Annotated in this window: 20 protein-coding genes; 5 read left to right on the top strand and 15 right to left on the bottom strand. The window is 47.8% G+C overall.

Annotated elements, in window-relative coordinates; all coding sequences use genetic code 11:
* Positions 1-9: 9 nt before the first annotated feature.
* Positions 10-1095: a Gfo/Idh/MocA family oxidoreductase gene (locus tag H581_RS0106770; RefSeq protein ID WP_028609351.1), complete on the bottom strand. Its 1086-nt coding sequence runs from the start codon at positions 1093-1095 to the stop codon at positions 10-12.
* Between the two features lie 52 nt (positions 1096-1147).
* Positions 1148-1717, bottom strand: a complete 570-nt coding sequence (locus H581_RS0106765) for a C40 family peptidase (protein WP_028609350.1) — start codon at positions 1715-1717, stop codon at positions 1148-1150.
* A 372-nt stretch (positions 1718-2089) separates the two neighbouring features.
* Here H581_RS0106765 and H581_RS0106760 point away from each other — a divergent pair, with 372 nt between their 5' ends.
* The 3 genes from H581_RS0106760 to H581_RS0106750 all read left to right on the top strand — a co-directional run bounded on the left by H581_RS0106760 (position 2090) and on the right by H581_RS0106750 (position 4138).
* Positions 2090-3034, top strand: coding sequence for a hypothetical protein (locus H581_RS0106760; RefSeq protein WP_028609349.1), 945 nt, complete (start codon positions 2090-2092; stop codon positions 3032-3034).
* A 108-nt stretch (positions 3035-3142) separates the two neighbouring features.
* Positions 3143-3385, top strand: coding sequence for an NHLP leader peptide family RiPP precursor (locus tag H581_RS0106755; RefSeq protein WP_028609348.1), 243 nt, complete (start codon positions 3143-3145; stop codon positions 3383-3385).
* Positions 3386-3898: 513 nt separating this feature from the next.
* The gene (locus H581_RS0106750) at positions 3899-4138 is read left to right on the top strand and encodes an NHLP leader peptide family RiPP precursor (RefSeq protein WP_028609347.1); all 240 of its coding nucleotides are present in this window, start codon (positions 3899-3901) and stop codon (positions 4136-4138) included.
* 18 nt (positions 4139-4156) lie between these two features.
* Here the strand turns inward: H581_RS0106750 and H581_RS33275 are convergent, their stop codons facing one another.
* The 10 genes from H581_RS33275 to H581_RS0106695 form a co-directional block, all read right to left on the bottom strand.
* Positions 4157-6025 carry a sensor histidine kinase gene (locus tag H581_RS33275; protein ID WP_169507478.1) on the bottom strand — a complete coding sequence of 623 codons (1869 nt, stop codon included), beginning with the start codon at positions 6023-6025 and terminating at the stop codon, positions 4157-4159.
* Positions 6026-6371: 346 nt separating this feature from the next.
* The gene (locus H581_RS0106740; protein ID WP_245599949.1) at positions 6372-6989 is read right to left on the bottom strand and encodes a class I SAM-dependent methyltransferase; all 618 of its coding nucleotides are present in this window, start codon (positions 6987-6989) and stop codon (positions 6372-6374) included.
* A 258-nt stretch (positions 6990-7247) separates the two neighbouring features.
* A complete protein-coding gene (locus H581_RS0106730) occupies positions 7248-8390 on the bottom strand; it encodes an efflux RND transporter periplasmic adaptor subunit (RefSeq protein WP_028609345.1) in 1143 nt (380 codons plus the stop codon).
* A gap of 21 nt (positions 8391-8411) precedes the next feature.
* Positions 8412-9245, bottom strand: coding sequence for a carbohydrate ABC transporter permease (locus H581_RS0106725; protein ID WP_051250537.1), 834 nt, complete (start codon positions 9243-9245; stop codon positions 8412-8414).
* A 55-nt stretch (positions 9246-9300) separates the two neighbouring features.
* The gene (locus tag H581_RS0106720; RefSeq protein ID WP_028609343.1) at positions 9301-10194 is read right to left on the bottom strand and encodes a carbohydrate ABC transporter permease; all 894 of its coding nucleotides are present in this window, start codon (positions 10192-10194) and stop codon (positions 9301-9303) included.
* Positions 10191-11600, bottom strand: a complete 1410-nt coding sequence (locus tag H581_RS0106715) for an ABC transporter substrate-binding protein (protein ID WP_028609342.1) — start codon at positions 11598-11600, stop codon at positions 10191-10193. The genes H581_RS0106720 and H581_RS0106715 overlap by 4 nt, the downstream gene beginning before the upstream one ends.
* A gap of 21 nt (positions 11601-11621) precedes the next feature.
* A complete protein-coding gene (locus tag H581_RS0106710) occupies positions 11622-12359 on the bottom strand; it encodes an N-acetylmuramoyl-L-alanine amidase family protein (protein ID WP_028609341.1) in 738 nt (245 codons plus the stop codon).
* A gap of 160 nt (positions 12360-12519) precedes the next feature.
* Positions 12520-13266 (bottom strand): hypothetical protein, encoded by a 747-nt coding sequence (locus H581_RS0106705; protein ID WP_028609340.1) that lies wholly within the window; start codon positions 13264-13266, stop codon positions 12520-12522.
* Positions 13263-14702, bottom strand: coding sequence for a sensor histidine kinase (locus H581_RS0106700; RefSeq protein ID WP_028609339.1), 1440 nt, complete (start codon positions 14700-14702; stop codon positions 13263-13265). The genes H581_RS0106705 and H581_RS0106700 overlap by 4 nt, the downstream gene beginning before the upstream one ends.
* A 3-nt stretch (positions 14703-14705) precedes the next feature.
* Entirely contained in the window at positions 14706-15362 is a 657-nt protein-coding gene (locus H581_RS0106695) for a response regulator transcription factor (RefSeq protein ID WP_028609338.1), read from the bottom strand.
* Positions 15363-15577: 215 nt separating this feature from the next.
* Between H581_RS0106695 and H581_RS0106690 the strand changes: the two genes are divergently transcribed.
* Both H581_RS0106690 and H581_RS0106685 read left to right on the top strand, forming a co-directional pair.
* Positions 15578-16543 (top strand): ATP-binding protein, encoded by a 966-nt coding sequence (locus H581_RS0106690; protein WP_028609337.1) that lies wholly within the window; start codon positions 15578-15580, stop codon positions 16541-16543.
* 32 nt (positions 16544-16575) lie between these two features.
* Positions 16576-17448 carry a tetratricopeptide repeat protein gene (locus tag H581_RS0106685; protein ID WP_028609336.1) on the top strand — a complete coding sequence of 291 codons (873 nt, stop codon included), beginning with the start codon at positions 16576-16578 and terminating at the stop codon, positions 17446-17448.
* 198 nt (positions 17449-17646) lie between these two features.
* Here H581_RS0106685 and H581_RS0106680 read toward each other — a convergent pair whose 3' ends face one another.
* From H581_RS0106680 to desA, 3 genes are all read right to left on the bottom strand, one after another.
* Positions 17647-18246 (bottom strand): response regulator transcription factor, encoded by a 600-nt coding sequence (locus tag H581_RS0106680; protein ID WP_028609335.1) that lies wholly within the window; start codon positions 18244-18246, stop codon positions 17647-17649.
* Positions 18247-18272: 26 nt separating this feature from the next.
* A complete protein-coding gene (locus H581_RS0106675; protein ID WP_028609334.1) occupies positions 18273-19391 on the bottom strand; it encodes a sensor histidine kinase in 1119 nt (372 codons plus the stop codon).
* Positions 19392-19477: 86 nt separating this feature from the next.
* Positions 19478-20533 (bottom strand): Delta(5) desaturase DesA, encoded by a 1056-nt coding sequence (desA, locus tag H581_RS0106670; protein ID WP_028609333.1) that lies wholly within the window; start codon positions 20531-20533, stop codon positions 19478-19480.
* Between the last annotated feature and the right edge of the window lie 66 nt (positions 20534-20599).

Below are 20599 nucleotides of genomic sequence, written 5' to 3'. Positions count from 1 at the left end.
GATCTGTTATTATTCCTCCATCATCCAAACCTGTCTCTCCGTCGTGACCGTTTTTCCGGATTCGGCGGCTTGTCCCATCAGCAAAGCCAGGTATTGATCCTGGGCCGCTTCGGCCAGACTATAGAAGGACGGTCCATTGTCCGTCGCATAAGAGCCCATCTTCAGCAGACTAGTCGCAATGGCAATCTCATCGTCGCTGAGCCTGGCGGGGGCGGCCGGGTTCCGGTATACCCATTCTCCGTCAGCCATAACTCCCCGGTGATAATAGCCTTCAAGGTTGCCGTTATGTCCCGTATCGACCCTGCAAAGCTCCGTATGGATCGGCGTCGCGAAATCCTGTAAATAACTTAGCTGCGTATCGACTATCTCACCCTTATGACCCCTTACGAGAATGCGGCTTCTTCTGATCCAAGAGAAATATTGATCGTATGTAAAATCATATACGGCCAGTTTATCGCCGAAACGAAGCGTCACAAGCCTCTGCTCCGATTGAACCTTCGCCTCGCTCCGGGGATCGCCTTGCCGGCCCGGCCCCTGTACGATCGGAGCGGAGAAGCGTTGGCCGCTAATGACCGCTTGCTCGAAGCCAATGCCCAGCAGCTGACGAATAAGGCTGACGCCATGATAATCATGGGCGGCCGACACCTGGACATGCGAGACATCCCCCAGCTTGCCGGAGCGCGCCAGCTGAATCCGCGCAGCATGCATAGGCTGATACAAATACTGCTCGGCCACCTGCACTTTTGCCTTCTCTGACAAAGTCCGATAGAGATCGCTGAGCGCCTCCAGATCTGCGGCCGGCGGCGTCTCCGCAAGCACCGGGATATGACGCTCCGCCAATATGCGAATCATATCCGGCGCTGCGGTCCGCGGCACAGCTAAGACGGCAAAATCGAAGCTTTCCGGTCTGGACATGAATTGCCCGATCGTACGAACGGTCGGTATCCCCCACTTCGCCTCGATTGCAAGGCCCTTCTCTTCATCGCGAACAAGTATCGTGTGGACTTGAAACCGTTCAGGCAGCGCAGCCGCGATCCGCAAATAAAATTCCGCCCGCCAGCCGCCGCCGATTATGCCAAAACGTATGATTGACATCGCTATTCACCCTCCTTTATAAGAAAAAAGATCTCCGCATGAGAGATCTTCGTTATGCCGTCCGGAATGTTCCAGCCGTCTGCAGCTCTTCGTTGCAGCCTGTATAGGATTGCAGCTTTCCGTTATATACTAACTCAAGCTTCGACGCGTTCTCCAAGTCGCCGGGTGTTACGAACAACGGCGGTTTGTTCACCAGGCTGACTCCGCCTTGTTCGAATACGGAAGCCACAAACTGGGAGCAGAAGTACGCATGCTCGCGTTCGATCTCAATATTGAACATGACGCCAAGCAAGCCAAACAAATTGTATTTATAACGATCCTGATTTTGTTCCATATGGTGGATCTGTTTTCGTATGTTCAGATACGCATTTTGGCTAACCTCGCATTTGTAAAGCGCGCAGGTTGAATGCTTGAAAAATTCGCTGCGTACGTTCTCCTTCACGAAACCCGCAATAAAGGGATTGTTCGGGTTCTTTCTGCCGAAGCTGTATACTTCCGTCAAATCGCGGTCAAATGCTATAGATGCATGATTTACTCTATCCTTTGTATACAATTGTATCGTTCGCGAGAATAATGTACCCGTATGAGTTAAAAGCACGTAGATTTCCATCGTTTTATTCATATCCTGCTACCTCCACATTAAAGAACTTTCATCTAGGTATTAACTTTAATGCAGGAGAACAAATTTCTAAACCTGCTCAGGTAATAGATGCTCCCTCGACCTTAGTCCAGTATAGCAACTTCGTTTGTGACATGGATACACTAGCAACCACATTCATGCGCAACCCAACTCCATTTTACTGGATTTTCGCTTTTTACTCAACAAGGAGTTCACCCATTTCTATCTCAATTACAAAAAAATGTTAGATATTTCTTGTTATCTGCATGATATAGTAGGAAAGGATTAACATGCTCGTCTTCTATTACTATATGCGCGAATTCATGCTTTAGTATAGACGAATCATCCTATTAATAGGTTGCGGAGGTCGCATAGATGGAATGGTACCAACGGCACAAATCATTGCTGGCTCAAGTGTATGCGGAGGCCGGACAGCGCATCGCACAATTTCCCGCACCGCTTCACAAGGCCGGTCTTGTATATGCGGACAAATTCAATCCGGTAAAGGACGACAACGGCAAAGATTACATATGCAGCCTGCTGCCCTTCTGGATAAAAGAACCGACGGGGATCAGCGATTCGCAGTGCAGGCAATTGGCATTAGCTAATGTATATGGAATGCTCTATTTTTTTATTCAGGATGATGTGATGGACGGCATCCCTTCAGCAAATTGGAAGGAGCAGCTGGCCCTGGGCAATCTGCTGCTGCTTGAAATGCTCGCCGTGCTGCGCGGGCTGTTTCCGTCTGATTCTCCTTTTTGGAGCTATTACCATCAATATGTAACCATCTGGGCCGACAGCGTAATGAACGAGTCACGCGACAATTATTTAATGACGGAGCCGCTTCGAATGGCAGGTAAAGCCGGTCCTGTGAAGATCGCGAGTACCGGAGCGATGCTGCTTTCAGGGAAAACGGAGTCCATCGGACAGCTTGAGCTTGCCGTCGATATTGTCTTGACGACGCTTCAAATGTCTGATGACTGGGTGGATTGGAAGGACGATTTGGCAGACGGAAGCTATAACGGGCTGCTTGCTCAAGTCGCCGCCGGACTGGGAAGGGATACGCACGAGAAGCTTTCCGTTCAAGAAATCGAGAACGCCATCTACGTACGGGGCTGTCTGAAGCCTTACGTACAGATTGCTTGCGACAATCATGAAAGACTGCTTACACTGGAAATCGGAGCAGGCGAATTAGTAGACTTCCACTCCTACCTTCTGGACCATTTAACCCAAACCGCTGAGGCGATAGACGCAAATAAATTGCTGCTGCAAAAGGGAGGCTTTAACTACTTTTTAGCTTCTCAATTAAATGACGGGTAATAATATCAAAATCACTTTTAGAGAATTTTGTAAATACTTGTAGAATCCTGCGAAATGCTATGATACAATTTGTTGGTAAAGTTATACAATATAGAAAGGGTGATTTTTGTGGCAACTGAAATGGCATTGAAAGATCAAATTATCGCAAAAGCATGGGAAGATGAGGCGTTTAAAGAAAAATTCCTTGCTAATCCAAAAGCCGCTGTAAAAGAATACTTCGGCATTGAATTCCCTGAATCTCTTGAAGTTGAAGTTGTTAGCGAAACACCTAGCAAAGTTTTCTTTGTCATCCCCCCAAAACCTACTGAGCTGAAAACAAATGGTCCTAAAGCAGCAGCTATGTGGGAATAAATCATAAAAAAAAGCGTCAATTCCTCCTGCAGGTTGGATTGACGCTTTTTTTCATTTAGTTTTTTGTTAAATTCCGCAGATTCCTACATTATGTGATGATGATACACTTTTCCGATAAAGTTCTACATTCCTCGCTAAACCATAAGCTGCTGTGAAAGAATCCTTCGGTATGGAAATTCCAAAATCCCTTGATATTGAAGTGTTAATGAAACGCTTACTAAAGTTTTCTTTGTTATCCCTCCTAAGCCTACTGAAATGAAAGCTGACGGCCCAAAAGAAGGCACCAATATAAGTGTTAACTAAATTACAATACAAAGAAGCACCACTCGCTCTTTGCGTGAAGCTGGTGCTTCTATTTTGAGCAAGAACCTTCCGAACCATCAATCAAGACTATAATTCTGATTCGATAGAATTATTTTATAGTCGAAAAGTAGCAATTATATATAGAATTTGTCGAAATAACATGATAGACTTAGAATGGTAATGTTATACATATTCGGAAGGGTGATTATTGTGTCATCAGAACAATTAAGAGAAAAAATTATTCAAAAAGCTTGGGAAGATGCCAAGTTCAAAAAACTGCTGCTCGCCGATCCGAAGAAAGCTCTAAAAGAAACATTTGGGATTGATGTCCCCGATACAATTGAACTCGAGGCTGTTGAAGATACTCCTAACAAGTATCATTTAGTTATTCCACCGAATCCATCTGAAGTTCAATCAGACGCATCTGTAAAATATCCTATGTGGGAATAAAGAAATTAATAGCGTCAATTACTCGGCAATAGAGTGATTGATGCTATTTTTACCTGATGGAAAATAAATAATTGCTTCCGTCCCTTCTCCCTTTTTGCTTATAAATTGGATCTTTCCGTGCATAGCCTCTATAATTCGGAAGGTTACCATCAACCCTAAGCCGGTTCCCTTAGTCTTATTGGAATAATATGGTTCACCCAGTCGTTTAAGATCCTCCTCGCTTATTCCCTCGCCATTATCTTTAATTCGAATAATGACCATTTTTGATTCTAATTCTTCATAAGCATGAATACGGATTTCCCCATCTTCGCCTAGTGCTTCAATACTATTTTTAATGATATTTATTAATGCCTGCTTTAGTTTTGACGAATTCCCTTTTATAAATAGATCCGGACTTAAATCAACATGAAAAGTAGCTCCCTGCATTGTAGCTAATGGGACTAGCATTCCTTCAATTTGTGAAAGCTCATTTGCAATATGAAGCAGAGTTATTTGATCGACCTGCGGCTTTGCAAAAGTTAAAAAATCAGTGATGATCTCCGAAGCGCGATCGAGCTCATTCATCGCAAGATTCAAGAAACCTTTATCTTTATCATTTACCGTTTTTTCACCAAGCAATTGAAGAAAACCACGGGTTACTTGTAACGGATTCCTCACTTCGTGTGCAACCGATGCTGCTAATTGACTAATAATCTCCATCTTCTCTGATCTTTGAAGCTCATTATTAAATATTTCTAGTTTTTGTGAATACCTAACAACTTGTTCGTAATTATGAATCACTCGTCTAGCCAATATAATAATAAGTGAGGCAATAAAAAAAAGGATGCCCCACTTCCACAAAAATAGAGAATATCCGCTGCTTTTAATAAAATACAGAGAGACTTCTGCTACTCCTATTACAGCGAATATTCCAAAACCTGTCGTTAAAATGATGGCATCCTTATTCCCTTTTCTGCAATAAAAAACCAGAAAACCCACAAGGAGAATATTTCCTACAATTATGGATAAACCAAAGAATAAAGTCCCGGCTAATAACTGCCATTCTTTGAAGATGTCAAAGAAAAACCCTAATAATAACAGGATAGTATTACTGAGTGCAATAATAATCTGAATCCTTTTAAATATCGATATAATTCCAAATGGCCCTTTTCCAAATATCTTCTCAAAAAAAATGAAAATCGAGGCCATAAACAAAGTAGAAGATATATCAAATAAGTAATAGGATATTAACCCGATCTCTGGGTAATTAGTATGTAGAAACGGAGAATACGTTACGATCATCAAACCCAAGGATAGAATAATCACACACAATGAATTCCAACCGATCATAAACGATTTGTTCAAAACGGTTATGCCCAGCAGCATAGATAATGAAATAAAAATAAGTGAGGCACCTAAAATGACATCAAGAATATCACGTTTCATGTAACCTTGTTTGAGTTCGTCATGTTCTCCAATTACAAGCTGTTCTTTTAGTCCAAGCCAATTTCTCTCCGTTTCTAATTTGATATAGATGAATTTTTTTGATTCATTTGGTGAAAGGGGCAGCAATATTTCGTTTTTAGTAAAGGGATAATCTCTGTGAGATTCATAAACCACTTGATTGTCTATAAAAATGTCCACATCTGTTGCAGTCAATTTGCTAATTAGTATTGCAGGACGTGTCCAAGTTAAATCAGGCAACTGAAATCGTAGCCAAGCTGAATGAATATCTGCAGGTTTTTCAGGATCGGGTTCGCCATATTTAAACGGAAACCACCCACTCTCCTCCTGGTAGTCGGAAGCGGCTTCAATAGCAGTTGATAAACTATTCTCCTCCCACTTCATCTCCCACTCCGTTATCACTGTCACCGGAGCGTCCGATAAGGCATTTACAGGCAAAGCCAAAATGGGGACTACTATGAAATAGGACAGTACGAGGACAACCGCGAACTTGTATAACGCTTTCATTAAGCACCTCAGAATATTGAAAATGTACATCGGTCAATTCTACTATATTTCGACAATCTTCGATAGTATTCCTTCTATCTTTTACCTATTTGCCGTAAAAATTTACTTTGAATTTGTCAGAATTCAACTATTATATACGTTTGAATGGCCGCTGCGCAAATCGCTAGCGCATACCAGGTTCACCAAACCTTGCATGACCCCTTCACAGTAAAAAAAGCCGTCCCCCGGTCGTCGACCTTGCGGGACAGCTTCTTGATTATACTCTATGCGGACGGAGCCTCGGCTATTCCAATTCCTTCGGCTTGCGCAGCGTAAGCGACTGAAAATGCGGGGCGCGTTCTCCCATCGGAACCGTGTGGAAATGGACCAGCTCAAATTGCCTCTCGGCCATCTTCACGATCGCCGCGTCCCGGTACATGGCAAAATAACGTTTCGGCTCGTATACATCCTGCTCCCAGATGCCCTCCGAATCCCGTCCGCCATATAAACCGCAAAAAAACAAACCGCCCGGCTTCAGCACTCTGCGGATGCCTTCGAGAACGACCGTAAGGTCTGCTTTCGGAACATGCAGCAAGCAATTCAACGCGAATACGGCGTCAAACGTCGAATTTGCGAACTCCAGCGCATAGAAGTCCATGCTTTGCGCATCAAGCCCTTTATCGCGGCATCGTCCGACCATTTCCTCCGAGAAATCAGTCGCTACAACCTGCAGGCCGTTTTGAGCAAAAAATAAGCTGTCGCGTCCCGTTCCCGCTCCGATTTCCAGCAATGACAACTTCCCTTCCCGCTTCAAGAGGTTTAGAAACGCTTCTCTCTCCGCTTCCTTCCATGGCTCTATGCCGTTCTTATCTCTCTCTTCGGCATGCCGGTTATAGCTCTCGCGCAAGGAATGTTTGTTCATCGGCATCCTCCTTTTGGTGTTAGCTTCGACGCTCTCCTGAAATTTCCTTCTGTCTGTTCATTCATTCTCTATCTTCTGTTAAGCTATTATAGCAAACGTGAATTCCAAGTATACCTTATTTGGAAGCAATCAGAAAGAGGATATCATATATGACGAGTTGGCAAAACAGACGGAAAAACAAACGCTGGATCGGGCTGGCCGCATTCCTTATTACGCTGGCGGCGGCAGGCTGACATTCAGGACATATCTATAGATAGTCTAATGGATCCGAATCTTGTCTCCCTCCCGCAGCGGCTCGCTGCTCTCGAGGATCACTTCTTGCTGCTCAAACAACCCTTCGGATACAGCCGTGACGGATTCATTCGAATCTGCGGCAGTAATAAAGATTTTGCGCACATAGAAGGTGTTGCCGAGCGGACCGTCTTGTTCTTCGACGCCATATACATACTTCTTGCCGCCTTCATCGCGGATCGCTTGATTAGGAACCAATATCATATCGTCCGTCATTTGCGTCAGCTCGACCTTGACGCTCTCGCCTCCCTTTAAAGCATTGTCATGCAGCGCAACCTGAAGCTTCTTCATCGGAACATTCACAGCCGCTCCGCCGCCCGGATCCGTGCTGCCTTGCAAGCCGGAATCGCCGTCCTGGATTTGTTCCACCTGTCCCTCAACCGTCAGGCCTTCGTCTCCCTTCACTTGTACCTTCAGCTTATCCCCGATCTTAAGCTGAACGGCCGAATCCGCCGGGACGAGGAACTCAGACTCGAACCCCAGACTCGTATTTGAGATCCGAATATCGGGGCTTCCGCTGGAAGGGAGACCTTCCGCCGCATTCACTTCCGTAACGACGCCGTCGAACGGAGCAAGCAGCTCGCTGTTCTCATGCAGATCATTCTGAAGCCTCTGTATTCTTCGCTCCTGCATGTCTACATCGATCGCACCTATATCTAAAGCGCGCTTTGCGCTTTTCATGCTTTGCTCGTCACCGCTCTGCGCCGCCTCGATATAATTGCTTTTCTGCTCCTCATTTGAAAGCTTCAGCTTCTTCAGATTCGCCTGTTCGTCCAAAATTTGCTGCTCCGCATCCTGCTTGTCATAGGTGACAAGCGACTGTCCCTTCGTCACATGATCTCCTTTCTTGACCGTTACCTTCGTCGCCTTCCAGCCCGCTGGATTCGTTAATGCCGCTTCAGCCTTCCGGTTAACGATGCCGCTTCCCGTAAAATGATGGACAAGCTCTCCGCGGCTCGGCACTGTTAGCACCGCCTTGGGCGTGGTCAGAGCTAATAGGGTATTGCTGAACAGCGTAAATAAGATCATAAGCAATATAAAAAAACTGGCGGCAAGCCGCAGTTTTCTTTGACGTCCGGTAACCATCTGCTCGTTTAGTTTCCATTCCATTAGGTTCACCTCATAAATCGACTATCCTTTAATTCCCGACAGCTGGATGCCTTCGACCAAGTAGGATTCCGCATATAAAAACAACATAACCATCGGGGCCATGTACACGACCGATGCGGCAAATGCGACACCTCTGGCTCCTTCGTTAATTCGCGATAAATATAACGATAACGGCTGCTTCATCGCTTCCTCCAGAAAAATAAGCGGCTGCTCGACCATATTCCAATTGTCTGCAAACAGCAGAACAACCAAGGCAGCGATCCCCGGCTTTACAAGCGGCACGATGACCCGGTAAAAAATCCGCAAATGACCCGCCCCGTCCATTTTGGCCGCTTCTATATACAAATAAGGAATATGCGCCATGAACTGGCGCAGCATAAACACGCCGAACGCACTGAATATGCCAGGTAAAATAATCGCGGAGTTCGAGTTCATCAGCCCCAGCTTGTCCGCAATCATGTAATTGGGAACCAGGGTGACTTGAAAAGGCATCAGCATCGTCATCAAATAGACGACAAACAGCTTCTCCCTTCCCCAGAACCGGAGCTTCGCGAATGCGTATGCGGCCAGTGACGCTACCAGCACCTGCCCGGCAATGATCGGCACGACCAGGAACACCGAATTCCAAAACATATGGAGAAACTTCGGCTTATGAACCAGAACTTCCGCATATTGCCGGAACGATATCCAATCAGGGAGCAGCTTCAGATTAATAAATCCGTCTTTCTCTCCCGCCCCAATATCGGCCATCTTGCCAATGAGATGATAGTTATAACCGATTTCATCCTCGGTCATTAACGAGTTTGTAAAGGTAACCGCAATGGGAAATAGCATCGCCGCTGCAATCACGCCCATCACTAAAGTCAGCGTTAGCTTGCGAAATAAAGCCAATCCTCTCACCGCCCTTCCTCTAATCCATGAAGCTCCGAAAACGGCGTTCGATGACCAGCATGACACTCACGAATAGGAGAATACAGGCTACCATCAAGACGGCAGCGGCAGTCAGCTTCTGAATATCGAGCGACAGAAACATGTTGTTCATAAAATGCTGCAGCATATAAATGCGGTCATGCGGATAATCTCCCGCTATCAAATAGGTTTCGCGAAACACCTTAAACGAATTAATAATCGACATCAGCACAACAAAAAACATAGTCGGCGTCAGGTACACCAGCGTAATATGAATCCATTTGTGAAATTTGCCCGCGCCCTCGATATCGGCCGTCTCATAATAATCCTTCGGAATGCTTTGGAGTCCCGCCAAAAACAAAACCATGTTATACCCGATATTTTTCCATATATAAACGACAGCCAGCACGCCGATGGACCAATCCGATTTCATCCAATCCATCCGCTCCACATGGAAGCTGTTCAGCCATTCATTTAAGATGCCGTTCCAGTCAAATAAAATTTGCCAGATCATCACGACGGAGGCGACTGGCACCGCCAGCGGCAGTACGAATGCGGACTGCAGCCAATTCCGGATAAACAGCTTTTGGTTCAGCACATGGGCTAGCCATAGAGACAAAACGATAAGGAGGGGTACGCATACCCCTGTAAACATAAGACTGTTAACCGCCGCTTTACGGAACGAGGCGCTGGCCTGCAGCGCCTCATAATTGTGAAGCCCGACAAATGAACCGCCAATCGTACTGTCCTGAAAGGAATAAACAAAGCCCATGGCAAACGGAATAATATAAAAAACGGCAAAGCCGGTCAAGCTCGGCGCGAGGAACAGCGACGCGGCCGCTCCATCCTTGCGGAGCAGCCGGCCAGCCTTGCCGAAGCAGGCCCTGGCTATCATTCGTTTAGTACCGTGGTTACCCGGTTTTGAATAATCTCCGCCACGGCTTCGGCTGATTTTTGCCCGCTGAAATATGCCTTTGTCTCCTCGGTTAGAATCTCATCGATTTTGGAAGGCTTGAACTGCACCGGGTAGATTGCATGATTGAGAAACCAATCCAAATCGTCGATGTCCCGTTGCGTAATTTCGAACATCTGGCCCTTCATCGGGCCGATCGGCTGATCGGACTCCACCTTCCCTATTTTCAACAGCTCCTGCGCACTTTTCTCATAGGAAGCTTTATGGATAGGGAAACCGGTGCTTTTGGAGCCGGATTGCATTTCTTCGGATATCATAAATTTAACGAAATCCCATGCCTCCGCCTTTACCGTAGATTTTGCATTCAAACCGATTGTTTTATACGTTCTAAAAAAGCTGCCCGGCTTCAGGCCGTCCGAATGTGGTTTCACGTACAGCTTGGACTTAAAGTCTCTATTATTGGGCATAAACTCGCTTTGCCGGATTTCTCGAATATAATCGGCAGGCGAATTCACTTGAGCCAATCTGAATATGATCGAACGAATATCCCCGCTTACCACCTTGTCGTCGTATAAGGATTTCACCTGCGCGAGCAGATCTGCGAAAGCTGCGGTTTCAAACTTGGCCTTCCCGTTCTTCTCATCCACGAAATTAGCATATTGGTCATTCACGAATTGGGTCAGCGTATACTCGGGCATGCTTCCGCCTAATACCGCTTGATTCGCTTCCTCCGTATGCATCGCTAATTCTCTCGCCGTATCGGCAAATTGGCTCCAGGTCCATGTTTTATCGTCGACGTTCACGCCGCTTTTTTCGAGCAAATCCTTATTCCCGAACAGCCCGAATAAGAAGAAGGACATCGGCATGCCGTAAATGCCGCCATTCTCCGTAATGCCGTCCAGCACATTCGTGAAATATTGCTCCTTCTTGAAAGAGGGGTCATTCTCGATCAACTCGCTCATATTGACGAGCAGCTGCTTCGCGACATAATCCCCCGACGGCAATTGATCCATTTCAATCAGGTCGGGCCCTTTGCCGGAGAGCAAAGCCGTGTTCGTCGTCTTGACGAACTTCTCCAAAGCGGCTTCCAGATTCGCATCGTCCGACTCGATCGATTGAAGCTCAATCGTAATATTGGGATGCAGGGCTTCATATTTTTGCTTCGCTTCTTTAAAGAAATCATCCGGAAAAAAGGTCGAGAACACCACAGTTTTTTTCTCGGTCGTGGACGGCGCCCCTACGGTTTCTCCTTGCCCCGGCGGTTTTGTTGTCTGGTCTCCTTGCGGGGATTGTGCTGCATTTCCATTTCCGTTTCCTGCGCCTGTGCTGCACGCGGCAGCTGTGATCATGTATAAGAACGTGAATAATAGGATGAAGGCTTTTCTCATTATGATTCTCCTCTCCGTTTCTTATATTTGGCTGTCGCCGAAATAATTTTTGATTCCTGACACGATAGCTTTAGCTATTTCGTTCTGGCGGGCGTCGTTTAGCAAAGTCTCTTCATCCCCCGGATTCGTAAGAAAACCGACCTCCAGCAAAATCGCCGGAACGTCGCATTTCGTCAGGACCATCCAGTCTTCCTGTTTCACGCCGCGGTCCCTGAAGCCGGTTGTCTTCACCAGCTCCTCATGAACGTCGCGGGCGAGCGGAAAGCTCTCATCCGCATAATAATAGGACTCCGTGCCTGATATGGCGGGGTCGGAGTAGGTGTTTCCGTGAATGGAAATAAAGGCGTCCGCGTCAAGATCATTTGCCATTTGCGCCCGGTCCTCCAGTTCAATGAAGGTGTTATCCGTACGTGTCATATAAGGCTCGTACTCCGGATCCTGCCGGAGCAAATCGAACACCTTCACAGACAACGCCAGCGTGTACTCATGCTCCCATTTGCCGCTGATGCCCTCCGCGCCGGGGTCCTTTCCTCCGTGACCCGGATCGATCACGATTTTGTAGCCGTGGGACATCTCTGGCGAGTTGACCGTTTCTCCCTCTGCCGTGACGGCTGACTGGCCCAATGGCGTGGTCTGATACGTAGCAGTCTGGGAAGAGAATATGCCATACACCGATAATAGGATTCCGATACCAACGACGATGTTCAACATAAAGACAGCCCGGCGCTGCTTCATTTTTTTGCTGCTTCTCCTGTTCATGCCGTCCCGCTTTCCTGTACCTTGGTTATAGAGTCGTGCCGGTACTCTATCAGTATAGTGAGCGGATATATGATAAGTTAGATAGACTTATATAGAAGTTGTAAAGTTTAGAAGCTGTGGACAACAAAAAAACCAATTGCAAATGCAATTGGCTTGGGTGTTACGGCATGATTGGATAGCTGCTGCTGGTGGAATAGAAGCTGAGCAGCGCCATCACGTCTTTGCTGAACCCGGTAACCTCATACGATCCAAAGCCTAACGTTACGCCGTATTTTAACGTTTTCCCGTCTTTGCTCGTATAAAATATTTTCACTTCTCTTCCCCAACGGCTCATTTTCGGATTCATCGCCAGCTCGGACAGCGGAATGCCGACCTTCTCCTCAACAAAACGGTTTGCTGCGTCATAGACCTTCTCCTGGTCGTAGCTGCCCGCGATTGCGCTATCGGGTTCGGCTCCCAGCTTGGAAATTTTAACGACATCGCCGTCTTTGTCATTCAGGACAAGCTCATAGACGCTTTTGGAACCGGCGGATGGGGCCAAAGTTACAAAGAACAACCCCCCCGTCATATTCTCCGGCTCAATCTTGTAATCAAATCCCGTTTTCTCCTGCGGCTGCGGAACGTTCAGCAGCTCCTTCAATCTATTCTTGTCTACGGCCATCAGCTCGAACTGAACCTCGCTCATCGTCAGCTTACTGCCATAGTATTTATTAACCGCATTCAGACTGAGCGTCTTCACGGCTTCCAGCGACAGAACGCCGTCATAAGCCGCTTCATCGGTTGGATGCTCCGGCGTTATTTTTTTAATTATAACCGTATCCTTGGGAATCGTATTGAACCATCCCCCGCACCCTGACAGCAGCAGCAGCAAAGCAGCGCTTAGAATCATCATTCCCAGCCTGTTCATGTTGTGATTTCCCCTTTCGAATGGAGCGGAGCAAAGTCAACCTCGACGGTTGTCCCCTGATCTTCATTGCTTGTGATGCGGATGGCGGCACCGTGTATGCTTGCGACGCTTTGGCAGATCGAGAGGCCCAGGCCTGCGCCGTTGCTGTTTCTCGTTCTGGCCTTATCCGCCATATAGAACGGCTCGAAAATTTTATCCTGATGCTCTTTGGCGATGCCGATACCCTCATCGATGACTTGAAGAATGTAATGCTCTTCGCGCCAATAAGCACGGATCGTAACCGTCTGCTCTTCGGCGGATGCTTTGATCGCATTGTCTGCGAGATTGAAGAGGAGCACCTTGATTAAATCCGGATCCATCGGCAGCTTCCCTGCTTCGCAATCGGTTTCGATCGCGACCCCCTTCTCCTTCGCCATAATCTCCAGTGCAGGCTTAATCTCTGCGACGACTGCTCCCAAATCAAGCATCTCCTTCTGAGAATGCTCCTCCTGCAGCATAATCAGGTCCATCAGCTTCAACGACAACGACTCTAACCGCTTCCCTTCGGAGTAAATGACATTGACCCCGTCCAGGAACAGCTCCTCGTTGTATTTGGTCGTTCTCAAGAAATTGGCATATCCGATAATGGACGTCAGCGGCGTTTTCAATTCATGGGTAAAATTATTGATAAATCTTTGCTTCTGCTCGTTGTTCCGCTCAAGGTCCGTAATTTTATCCTCTACGACAGCGGCCATCACGTTAAAATTGTTGGCCAGCACGCCGATTTCATCCTTCGACTTCAGACGGACACGCTCCGAGAAGCCGCCCTGGGCTATAACCTGCGCCGTCCGGTTAAGCCGGTCAATCGACCTCGTTAAGCCTCTGCTCACGAAAAACATAATCAGCATATAGAGGAAGCAGGCGGCCAACGCCACTTTTATGAAAAATTGGTACTGCTCCACGCGATCCTGGTAGACGGGAGTAACGTCCGTCATGTAGGTGAATACATAGCTCTTCTGATTAATATCCGTTAAGTTCGACGTGAATAGAATCGTACGCTCGCCTATATCCCGTAATACCCAGTGGATTTCACTCGCGTTCAGCTTGTCCAGCTCCCCGCGGCCGCCCGGCATTTGGAAATCGACATTGTTAAAGACGACCCTCCCCGTCTCATCCCTGATATCCAAGTACGTGAGCTGCCCGCTGTTTTTGTCTACGAATTCGTTTGCTATGCGCGTTAATACCGATTTCTCGTAGTCGATGGAATCAAAGATGCGAAGAATCGGAACGATCGCGTCAACGCTGGCGTGAATGCTCATATTCTGGCTTAACGCGCTGTTTATCTCCTGACGGAGCATATTGTTGTGGCTGCGCTCGATGACCATAACGGAGGCCGCAATAAAGATGATGACAAAAACCAAGATCGAGAAGACATAAATTTTTTGCCAAAATTTCATCCCTTAGTCCTCCAGCCGATAACCCATTTTGTAAATGGTTTTAATATGCTCCTGCAGCTCCAGCTTCTTGCGCAAAGATTTGATATGCATGTCCACCGTTCGCGTTTCGCCGTAATAGTCGCTGCCCCATACTTTATCGAGAAATTGTTCTCTTGAAAGGGCAATGTTTTTGTTTTTCAGCAGCACGACAAGCAATTCGTACTCCTTCGGCGTCAGCTCGACGGGGGACCCATGCTTGGTTGCCTCCCGTTTGTCCAGGTCAACTTGTATGCTCTGAAACGCCATCACCCGCTCCTCCTTGCCGTATCTTCGAAGCACGGTTTCGATTCGGGCCAGCAGCTCGATCGCTTCGAAGGGTTTGACCATATAGTCGTCGGCACCAAGCTTTAAGCCGTTCACTTTATCGTAAACCGAGTTTTTTGCCGTCAGGAAAATGACCGGTATGCCATGTGGCCGTATGTTCTCCATCAATGCGAATCCGTCGACCTGCGGGACCATCACGTCCAGCAGGATGAGATCGAACCTCTCCTGCTTGATGGCCGCCAGCGCCGACAAGCCGTCATAAACCTCGGTCGTCTCGTAGTTTACGAGATTGAGATTCATTTTAATGATTTTGGATATGTGGATGTCGTCTTCGACAATCAATATTTTTTTGGACATGGTTCGTAAGCTCCCTGCGCGTAAAAATGTTGGTTACTTCTATATGACTATATATGATAACGTTAAATCGTTAAAGCTGCATGAATTATTGATTGGGTGAATATGGTTAGTTCGTTTCGCATTGCATCGTATGAGGATTTCCTGCGAATGCCTCCCCCGCGTACTGAATTTTGGTATAATGAATGCAAAACTCATTTGGCAAAAGGATGATGACGATGTCCGATTACAATGACCGTGACGACCTTGCCGAACGCCGCCGCAACAAGCTTAAGCTGCTTCGTTTCGATAAGGACGGCAAGGATCTGGTAGAATCAGAGAAACCCGATGAGAAATTCGCCGACGTAGGCGGACTTGAAGACGTGAAGAAGAAAATCCGCATGAATTTTATTTTGCCGCTGAAACAGCCTGAGCTGTTCGCCGCTTACGGCAAGGAGGCGGGCGGAAGCCTGCTGCTCTACGGCCCGCCGGGATGCGGCAAAACCTTCTTGGCCCGTGCCGTGGCAGGCGAGATTGACGCGAACTTCATGCATATCGAGCTGCAGGCGATATTAGGCATGTATGTAGGGCAAAGCGAAAACAATTTGCATGATATTTTCGAGAAAGCCCGCGAGAACAAGCCCTGCGTGATCTTTATCGATGAGCTGGACGCCATGGGCGGCAGCCGAAATCAAATGCGCCAGCATCACGACCGTATCCTGGTGAATCAGCTGCTGATGGAGCTTGACGGGCTACGGGCGTTCAACGACCAGGTTTTCGTTATCGGCGCGACGAATACGCCTTGGTATTTGGATTCGGCGCTGCGAAGACCGGGCAGGTTCAACCATATGGTCTTCGTACCGCCTCCGGAGGAAGCGGAGCGTGCCGCGATCCTCCAGCTGAAGCTGGCGGGCAAGCCTCTCTCCACGCTGGATCTGAACCGGATCGCTCGGGAGACGAAGAACTTCTCCGGCGCCGATCTGGAGCAAATCGTGAAGGACGCCGTAGAGAACGCGCTGGAGCGGACGCTTGAGACAGGCGATATTCAGCCGATCCAGCAGGATGACCTGAGGAAGGCCGCGAAATTCCGGAAAGCGACGACGCTGGACTGGTTCGCCACGGCCAAAAACTACGCTACCTTCAGCGATGTCAATCAGGATTATCAAATTGTGCTAGATTATATGAAAACTAACGGCATAAAGTAGAGTAGCCGGTTAGCAGCGAGGGAATTGACGGTATGATAGAGATCGATCGAAACAACCAACGGTATGATAGAATTCATCAACTGATAGAATGGAAGAAATACAAGGAAGCGGCCGAGGAGGCCATGCAGCTCATTCGGGAGGAGCCGGAAGACCCGGATGCTTATGCGGTTCTTGGCCATGTGAACCTAAGGCTTGAACATTACGAGCAAGCCCTTCACTGGTCGGCGGAAGCGCTGAGGCGCGACCCGGAGAACGCAACGGCCTGGTTTGTACGCACGACGGCCTATTACGACTCCGAAAACTGGAAGGCAACCAAGGAGTCCCTTGACGAAGCGATGCGGATCTACCCTTACGAGCCTCATTATTATTTTTTGCAGGCCAATCTGTGCAACAAACAGGGGAAATTCCCGGAAGCCAAAGCCTTTATGCTGCAAGCGCTGGAAATAACGCCGGAGAACCCGTTGTTTCTCTCCACCTTGAGCTATAATGAAGCCTTGCTGCGGAATTTTAACGAATCCAGGCTGCTCGCCGCCAAAGCACTGCGCCTTGAAGTGGAGTCCGAGATTATCTATTTGCACCTGGCTTGGGCCGCTGAACAGCGTAATGATTATGATGAGTATTTGCTCATGCTCAAGAACGCGATTCGGCTGGATCCGGAGAACAAGCAAATCCGAGACGAGTTTCTTGTCGCGCTGCAGAAGAACTACCGCATTTATCGTATTTTGCTGACGCCGGGCAATTTGATGAAGAAGATGAAGCCTTGGCAAATTCTCGTCAGCTGGCTGATCCTTTGGATCTTATTTAAACCCTTGATTCTCGTATTCATTATTCTCTATGTGGTCACCCATTGGGTAACGAAGCTGCTTGTGCATGTAAAGGTATTCGGTTGGAGTAGAAAAAGGTGAACGTCTTCCGTCTGCCGGCCTGTATGTCGCGCATCGATCACACCAAACTTGCAATTATCGACTATCTGCGTAAATAAAAGAAAAGGACATCTGCCCTAATCCTACGGATTGGTCCAGATGTCCTTTTTTTCGCATAAGTCCGCGCTCCCGCCTCTTCCGCTTGACAAGCACGGCTTCAAACGTCAACCGGCTGCGCCATTATTTGAACCAGCCCTTTTCTTTAAATCGGGTGATCGCTTCAATCCGGTTGCTGACATCCAGCTTATCGAGAATAACCGAAATGTAATTACGGACGGTTCCTGTCGTTATGAACAGCTCATTCGCGATTTCCTTCGTATTCTTGCCGTCCGCGACAAGCTCCAATACTTCTTTCTCGCGCTCCGTCAGCGGATTCTCCTGTCCGTAAGCGTCATCCACAAGCTCAGACGCAAAGATCCGCCGTCCGGCCATCACGCTTCGGATGGAATTCGCAAGCTCCTCGCTTGGGCTGTCCTTTAGCAGATATCCGCATACCCCCGCCTTGAGCGCGCGCTCGAAATAGCCGGAGCGGGCAAAAGTCGTCAATATGATGACTTTCGTGCCGAGCCCCTTAAGCTCCTCCGCCGCGTCCAATCCGGTCTTCGCCGGCATCTCGATATCCATAATGCATATATCCGGCTTATGCTGATGAACGAGCGCGATCGCTTCCTCCCCGTTGCTCGCCCGGCCGACGACTTTCATGTCCTCCTCCAGATCAAGCAGCGAAGCGAGCGCTCCAAGCAGCATGCGCTGATCCTCGGCTATGACAATGCGAATCATATCCTCAGTCCCTTCTACGCTTCTCATTAAACCTGCCTTAGTACGCTCGGCACTCTAATGATAAGCAAAGCACCGTTATTCGAGACAATCTCGAGGCTTCCGTTCACGAATTCCAAGCGTTCCTTCATCCCTTGAAGCCCGTGTCCCCTGTTGTTTTTCCCTTGCTCAGATAACCCTACCCCGTTGTCCTGGACCCGTAATATCAGTTCAGTGCGGGAAGATTCGATGGTAACGGAGCACAAGGAAGCCCCGCTATGCTTCACGACATTCGTGACCGCTTCCTTCAAGCACATGCTGAGCACGTTTTCCGCAATGAGAGAGATACCCGTCAGGCTGGCTTCGCCTTCGAACTCAAAATCGATTTGAGCCGCTTTTAAAATCTGTCTCACGCGGAACAGCTCATCCTCCAGCCTCGTGCCGCGCATTTGAGTAACCATTTCCCTTACTTCCTTCAATGCCGTTCTTGCCGTCTGACGAACGTCGTTCATCTCGGCCTGCGCCTTTGCGGGATTCGTATTCATTAATCTTCCCGCCAGATCGCTCTTTAAACCAATTAATGACAGCTTTTGTCCCAACGTATCGTGCAGGTCGCGGGCAATGCGCTGCCGCTCCTCCTGCTTGACCAGCTCGGAGATTCGCTTATTCGCATTCTCCAGTTGGCCTTCGAGCTGCCCCTGCTTAATCCGGTTAAACGTATTAAACGGCAGCAGTATAACAACGATCAAGCTGATGAGGATGAACGGGAATTGTGTGAAGAACAGCTTGTTCTGCGTCGCGAAGCCGTAATTGACGGTCACGAAAGTAGTTATAATATGAATCGAGTAAAGCGTGAAGAAGCCGGCCCGATTCTGTATGTTCCCAATAAAGAAAGCGAGAAAGATCGAGAAATAGACGTAGCTGAACAGCAGTGTCATCGCAATCGAGATCAGAATTTGCACGCTGGTCCAAAAATAAACAAGCCAGCCCTTGGTTACAAACGCTTGCCGATAGCAGAAAAAGAACAACAAAATCATAATGATGCCGGAAACGACCTCATAGGGCAATGACGACTGGAAGATGAAGTAAAAGGGCAGGATGCAGAAGACGATCCAAACGTAAGGGATCAGACCTGTGTTTTTGTGAAAAATCTGATACCACTTATTCATGACGCCCACCCTTTTTTTCGTTCAGCTTCATTCAGACGAACTGATTCTACAGCTTATTTTAACATATTTCCCGTCTATTCGAGCAATCATTCCCCCTGCAGACTCGGACGCGCAGCCTTCAGCTTTTCCGGCGGCTTCTCGATCTTGCGCAGACGCTGCTTGATGCCCCTAAAGCTGACAAACTTTTTGTTCTGCTCATCCCAGAGCCGGAACTGCAGAGACTCCAAGCTTTCCTTGATGTTAATCGTAGTCGCCTTGTGAAGCGGCGGCGTTGCATTATGCGCCTGCTCCAGGAAATAGTTCGGCACCTTCGGGCTTAAATGATGAACATGGTGAAACCCGATGTTGCCTGTAATCCATTGCAATACCTTGGGCAATTTATAATACGAGCTTCCGTCTACCGCCGCTTTCACGTAGCTCCACTCGTCTTCGTTCTCAAAGTAGGAATCCTCGAATTGATGCTGCACGTAGAACAGCCAAATGCCCAGCAAGCCGGATACAAAGAAGATCGGGCCTTGGACCATAATGAAAGCTTGCCAGCCGATTGCCCAGCATAGAAGCGCATAAAGCGCAACGATCAAGAAGTTCGTCAAATGAGTGTTCCTTTTTTCTTTGCGTCTTGCGCCTTTCCGGTTAAACCGGTATTGAATCATAAACACGCCGATCGGACCTAGTCCGAACATGACGAGGGGATGACGGTACATACGATAAGCCATACGGCGAAAGAAGGAAGCTGCCGCGTATTCCTCTACGGTCAAAATCCACAGATCGCCTACGCCGCGCTTGTCGAGATTGCTGCTCGTCGCATGATGAATGGCATGGGAATTTTTCCATTGCTGGTATGGCACCAGCGTAAGTACGCCGGTTATGGTCCCTACGATATCATTCGCTTTCTTGTTGTTGAAGAATGACCCATGGCAACAGTCATGGAAAATAATGAAGGTCCGAATAACAAACCCCGAAGTAACGATCCCTATAGCCAAGGTAAGCCAGTACGAAACGGAAAGGCTGTAATACGCGGCACACCAGAGCAGGACAAGTGGCGCTAAAGTGTTAATCAACTGTCTGATGCTCGACTTTAAATCTGATTTCTCAAAAGGCGCGACTGTTTTCTTCAATTGAGCATGCTTCGGCTCTGTCATCATTTTTTCCTCCTCAGTTCGACGCTTGGAGTAAACTCCGGGCGTTAAACGCGCTAATCTAGTTTA

The sequence above is a fragment of the Paenibacillus harenae DSM 16969 genome, assembly GCF_000422465.1.
GTDB lineage: Bacteria > Bacillota > Bacilli > Paenibacillales > Paenibacillaceae > Pristimantibacillus > Pristimantibacillus harenae.
This window is presented reverse-complemented; position numbering and strand designations above follow the sequence as displayed.

What these genes read in the sequence shown, in the direction of transcription:
- desA (WP_028609333.1), bottom strand. Translation starts at nt 20,533, where the DNA reads ATGACAGAGCCGAAGCATGCTCAATTGAAGAAAACAGTCGCGCCTTTT.
- H581_RS0106760 (WP_028609349.1), top strand. Translation starts at nt 2,090, where the DNA reads ATGGAATGGTACCAACGGCACAAATCATTGCTGGCTCAAGTGTATGCG.
- H581_RS0106770 (WP_028609351.1), bottom strand. Translation starts at nt 1,095, where the DNA reads ATGTCAATCATACGTTTTGGCATAATCGGCGGCGGCTGGCGGGCGGAA.
- H581_RS0106740 (WP_245599949.1), bottom strand. Translation starts at nt 6,989, where the DNA reads ATGAACAAACATTCCTTGCGCGAGAGCTATAACCGGCATGCCGAAGAG.
- H581_RS0106710 (WP_028609341.1), bottom strand. Translation starts at nt 12,359, where the DNA reads ATGAACAGGAGAAGCAGCAAAAAAATGAAGCAGCGCCGGGCTGTCTTT.
- H581_RS0106700 (WP_028609339.1), bottom strand. Translation starts at nt 14,702, where the DNA reads ATGAAATTTTGGCAAAAAATTTATGTCTTCTCGATCTTGGTTTTTGTC.
- H581_RS0106765 (WP_028609350.1), bottom strand. Translation starts at nt 1,717, where the DNA reads ATGAATAAAACGATGGAAATCTACGTGCTTTTAACTCATACGGGTACA.
- H581_RS0106690 (WP_028609337.1), top strand. Translation starts at nt 15,578, where the DNA reads ATGTCCGATTACAATGACCGTGACGACCTTGCCGAACGCCGCCGCAAC.
- H581_RS0106720 (WP_028609343.1), bottom strand. Translation starts at nt 10,194, where the DNA reads ATGATAGCCAGGGCCTGCTTCGGCAAGGCTGGCCGGCTGCTCCGCAAG.
- H581_RS0106680 (WP_028609335.1), bottom strand. Translation starts at nt 18,246, where the DNA reads ATGATTCGCATTGTCATAGCCGAGGATCAGCGCATGCTGCTTGGAGCG.
- H581_RS0106695 (WP_028609338.1), bottom strand. Translation starts at nt 15,362, where the DNA reads ATGTCCAAAAAAATATTGATTGTCGAAGACGACATCCACATATCCAAA.
- H581_RS0106675 (WP_028609334.1), bottom strand. Translation starts at nt 19,391, where the DNA reads ATGAATAAGTGGTATCAGATTTTTCACAAAAACACAGGTCTGATCCCT.
- H581_RS0106715 (WP_028609342.1), bottom strand. Translation starts at nt 11,600, where the DNA reads ATGAGAAAAGCCTTCATCCTATTATTCACGTTCTTATACATGATCACA.
- H581_RS0106730 (WP_028609345.1), bottom strand. Translation starts at nt 8,390, where the DNA reads ATGGAATGGAAACTAAACGAGCAGATGGTTACCGGACGTCAAAGAAAA.
- H581_RS0106705 (WP_028609340.1), bottom strand. Translation starts at nt 13,266, where the DNA reads ATGAACAGGCTGGGAATGATGATTCTAAGCGCTGCTTTGCTGCTGCTG.
- H581_RS0106725 (WP_051250537.1), bottom strand. Translation starts at nt 9,245, where the DNA reads ATGGGCGTGATTGCAGCGGCGATGCTATTTCCCATTGCGGTTACCTTT.
- H581_RS0106685 (WP_028609336.1), top strand. Translation starts at nt 16,576, where the DNA reads ATGATAGAGATCGATCGAAACAACCAACGGTATGATAGAATTCATCAA.